4 protein-coding genes are annotated in these 3,460 nt (G+C 56.5%); 2 read left to right on the forward strand and 2 right to left on the reverse strand.

The window, feature by feature from the left end; all coding sequences use genetic code 11:
• Positions 1-100: 100 nt before the first annotated feature.
• Positions 101-871, reverse strand: coding sequence for an SPASM domain-containing protein (locus M3461_00100; GenBank protein ID MDQ3772891.1), 771 nt, complete (start codon positions 869-871; stop codon positions 101-103).
• Between the two features lie 87 nt (positions 872-958).
• Entirely contained in the window at positions 959-2,332 is a 1,374-nt protein-coding gene (locus tag M3461_00105; protein MDQ3772892.1) for an IS1380 family transposase, read from the reverse strand.
• A 575-nt stretch (positions 2,333-2,907) separates the two neighbouring features.
• On the opposite strand from M3461_00105, the gene M3461_00110 reads away from it, so the two are divergent.
• Entirely contained in the window at positions 2,908-3,168 is a 261-nt protein-coding gene (locus M3461_00110) for a DUF4160 domain-containing protein (protein MDQ3772893.1), read from the forward strand.
• Between the two features lie 3 nt (positions 3,169-3,171).
• Positions 3,172-3,456, forward strand: coding sequence for a DUF2442 domain-containing protein (locus M3461_00115; GenBank protein MDQ3772894.1), 285 nt, complete (start codon positions 3,172-3,174; stop codon positions 3,454-3,456).
• The last annotated feature ends 4 nt before the right edge of the window (positions 3,457-3,460 follow it).

Genomic DNA, 3,460 nt, shown 5'->3' on the forward strand with positions numbered 1-3,460 from the left:
GTATGAGGAGCTCGCGCATCCAGCAGTGAGATCACGCAGGCACCCGCGGACATGAAGAAAATCATTATCGCTGGAACACAACATTACGGCGCGGAGAGGATTAGGCGGACGGCTCCGGACCGACGGCAAACACGCAGCGGCGGCAGATGTAATCGTCCGGCGCTTCCACCTCCCCAATCGTCCACAGGTGATACTTTCGTCGTATATCGGACTCTACAATCTGATCGAGCGTCGTATCTGCGATGTTGCCCAGAACATGTGATTCGAAGTAGTCCTGGCAACACAGGACGACGTTGCCAGTCGCGTTGATGTGAATCCACTCGCGACTTCGATTGTTTAGCGAGCAGCCACGCAGCTTCGCATGATGGCAGTGCAGGCCGTACGGCGTGTCGCCGAGAATTCCTGCACGATCATTCGGCTTCCAGCGGAACGTCACCAACCGGGTGTCTGCGAAATAGGCCTGCAACGTCTCGTAAAGCGCATCATCCATCGGGTTGTCTAGCGCCTGCATGCTGACGCAGACGTTTATCCGACGCCACTGATCGAACTCCTCTGCCAGATACCGCACGTTCTTCATCACGCGATCGAACTGCCGGCTTCCGTGGATACGCACGAAGTCCGGCCGCTCCACCGCGGAAAGATGGATGTCGATCTCCAGGTCGGCGCCGGTGTGGGCTAAGCGGTTCGCAAGATCAGGCGTCAGGTTCGTGCCGTTCGTGAACAGCGTGATCTCTACCGGCAGGTGGGCGAGCTGCTGGACTATGGTAGCGAGGTGAGGATTGAGCGTCGGCTCGTCATATCCGTTGAGATAGACCTTACGAAGGTTCGGAAAAAGCGGGAGTTGTTCGACGACCTTCGAGACGAGTGGCAGCGGCAGAAATCCGCCTCTGCGTGGGTGGTACGCGACCGGACAGTAGACCCTAACTAACGTTGCAAAAACTCTGGTTGTTGGACGGTCTCAGGCGGCTTTCAAAGCCGCGAGGTAATGTAACAGCTCCTCCTGGACCGCTTGATTGGCTGACATACTGAGGGTGAGCTGTCCTTGCGGTCGGATCAGGCGGCCTGCGCGCTGGATAAGGCGACACCGGAGGGTATCAAGGCGCGCGAAATCCCACAAGGCGGGACGTTTCTCCAGCGTTGTGCGCGAAGGCGGATGGGCGATCATTTGGAGTTCACGGCCGAGGTTGTGGGCAAGCAGCACCGAGAGGAGATAGATCTGATTACCGACCCAGGTGTGGGTCGGCACATAATCGAGCTGATTATCGGTTTTAAGCTCGGCGAAGATCCCCTCTTGACTGCCCCGGCCTTGGTGGAAGGCAAGCGCCTTGCGAGCGCTGAGACGCTTATTGGTGAGAATGACCTTGAACTCGTAGCCGTATGCATAGGGGATGAAGAGGTCGAGTTGGACCGGTTCTTTATATTGCTGTTTGACTCGGGTTCGAATAAAGAGGAACCGATGGCGCGTCTCCCAAACCTTGGGTTTCCAGTAGGCTTCAAAGTAGGCGCAGCCCTGCCCAAGAGGCCACCACCAGCGACGCCGCTCAATCTGTTTCTTGAGCTCGGTGAAGCGCTCGCAGGGGACACTCACCGTATACTCCACGCCTTGGGCATCGAGGCTGCCGATGATCTCATCGCTGAAGAAGGCGCTATCCATACGCACCTCGATCGCTACCGCGGGGAGGGCGGCGCGCACCTCGCCGATACAGTGCAGGATAAAGTGCTTGGCGCCCCCGGAGTCGTGGACATTCCCGGAGCGATGCAACACATCGAGCACCTGACCGGTCTGCGCCACGGTGCAAAAGAGGGGGTAATAACTGCGCTGGCCCTTCTTCTTGCGGTTAAACCCCACCGCCGTGCCCTCGGCAAAGCGAGAGGTGCCCAGTACCGAGCCATCGAAATCGAGCGTCACCCGGGAGAGTTTCAGGGCCACCAGCCGTGCGATGACCATCTCCCGCAGCATCTCCTGGAGGTGCTTGACACTGTCTTGGTCAGCCCTTGTCAACCCGCGGCTCACGGTGGCCACATCGGGCAGTCGTCGCAAACCCAACGTCCGCTTCACCAACGGGTCATCCGCATAATAACGCAGATCCCGCAACTGCCGGTATCCGAGCAAAAGGTGCACGACCAAGCACAGCACCAGAGTGGGATAGCCAAAAATGGGGCTGACCGTGAGATGGCCAAAACACCGCCGCAATCGTTCCTTCAGCCCCAGACGCGAGAAGAGCTCTTGAATGAGGATGAGCCCCGAGAACGAGGTCAGTTGGCTGTCCTCAAAGCGAAGTTGAGGAAGGCTGTGAGTCTTGCAGTGAACGCAGGCTCTGCTACACTTCATAGAAGCGGTCTCCTTCTCGGATCTTACTGTTTCGGCAAACATATTATACCGAGAAGCGTAGGCCGCTTTCCATACTTTTCTGATCATAGGATCAGCCTTCTTGTTGGATGCCTGGACGTCACCTACGGTGATGTCCAGCGAAAAGCTTAAAACTAGTTAAAACCCTTAACCGACGCCATCTTCTGCCACTACACAACAGAATTTATGCAACTGGAGGGAAGACTTTGGACGGTATCGCGGATATCGGACACGCATTAGCGGCGTGGTTCGTGGATCCCGGCAAGAACTCGCTCTCAATCCTTCAATACAAGTAAATGTCTGAAAGGAAGCAGCAAGCGCGTTGCTCCATCTCGTCTATCAGAACACGCGCCGCAAAGCCTAAATGTGTTTGCTTGTCGCATTTCATTAACGCGCCGCCGAACAAGTCATTCGAGCGGAGCGCGAATAGCGTTGCTTTCATCCGCGAGACCTTGGATGCTTGTTTAGTTGTGTGCGCGCCCGCTCAATTCCGACGTTTAGGCAACTGAGGTTGCAGGGAGGATAATGGCGTTGATCGGTATATCTGGGAGACGGGATTGCCCGAAGTAAGCCGTTTTTTCGGGATTATCATTGCGATGTACTACAACGATCATTCGCCACCGCATTTTCATGCGAAGTATGGTGGCGACCAAGCGTCCGTTCGCATAGACAATGGCGAGGTTCTGGAAGGCAGACTGGGAACTCGCGCTTTGCGCCTGGTCGAGGAGTGGCGCGCTTTCCACCAAGCGGAATTGCTTGAAGACTGGAAGCGCGCTCAGGCCAGGCAACCGTTGAACAAGATCGAGCCACTGGAGTAAGTCATGATTCCAAAGGTAGTTGAGTTAAGGCCCTTGAAAGGCTATAGGCTTTGGCTGCGCTTCCACGACGGCACGTCCGGTACCGTCGATCTGAGCAGCGAGCTTTGGGGTCCCATGTTCGAGCCGCTAAAAGACGAGAACGTCTTCGCGCAAGCCACTATAGACCCGGAACTTGAAACCGTCACATGGCCCAATGGCGCAGACCTTGCGCCGGAATTCTTATATCAGCAAGCCGCCGCCGCCCAACCCGTCATTCCAGCGGACGCGCAAGAAGCCGCGCGCCGCTGAATTC

The organism is Pseudomonadota bacterium (assembly GCA_030860485.1).
In the GTDB taxonomy this organism is placed as follows: Bacteria; Pseudomonadota; Gammaproteobacteria; order JACCXJ01; family JACCXJ01; genus JACCXJ01.